The organism is Dellaglioa sp. CoH-57-MRSF-18 (assembly GCF_056781995.1).
In genome coordinates this window covers 1-518 of sequence record NZ_JBXAXX010000063.1, presented here as the reverse complement: position 1 = coordinate 518, position 518 = coordinate 1, and the positions used below count along the sequence as shown (strand labels likewise).

At 51.9% G+C, this 518-nt stretch carries 1 protein-coding gene and 1 tRNA gene; both read left to right on the top strand.

The annotated features are described in order from the left end of the window. Positions 1 to 57 precede the first annotated feature (57 nt). Positions 58 to 369, top strand: a complete 312-nt coding sequence (locus AC1RPG_RS08070) for a hypothetical protein (RefSeq protein ID WP_289862442.1) — start codon at positions 58 to 60, stop codon at positions 367 to 369. Positions 370 to 379: 10 nt separating this feature from the next. Beyond that, a tRNA-Ser gene (locus tag AC1RPG_RS08065) sits at positions 380 to 468 on the top strand. The last annotated feature ends 50 nt before the right edge of the window (positions 469 to 518 follow it).

The window sequence follows — 518 nt, the reverse complement described above, 5'->3', positions numbered from 1 at the left end:
ATTACTTCGACCCCTACGGAGGTGATGGTGGCACAACACTCAATATGAGATACATACATGAAACCTCTGAATCAGATTCGTCGCTTTGAAGTCAGTACTCCTGAAGGTTGGGTCCCTGTGCATTGGGAACAGCTTGACATCGGTGATGTTGTCCGAATCTTGCCCTCTGTATCGGAACACGATCATAACCTGAATGGAAACCTGTACGTGGTGTCGGTACAGCCCACGCTGAACGTAGACATCGTGGGTGGTGCTCAGCCCGAAGCAGCAGATGGCAAGGAAGGCTCTGCTCCAGAGGTGATTGACGTTCCTGTCGAACAGGTCACGGACAAGCCGAAGCGCGTGCGTAAGCCTCGCGATAGTAAATAAGCAGAACAATGGAAGTGTGGCCGAGTGGTTTAAGGCTCCGGTCTTGAAAACCGGCGAGGGCTTTGTCCTCCGTGAGTTCGAATCTCACCGCTTCCGCCAAGTTTTGGTGATTGTGCAGTATGCGGGTAAAAATAGGTAGCCCGTACGTG

What these genes read in the sequence shown, in the direction of transcription:
- AC1RPG_RS08070 (WP_289862442.1), top strand. Translation starts at nt 58, where the DNA reads ATGAAACCTCTGAATCAGATTCGTCGCTTTGAAGTCAGTACTCCTGAA.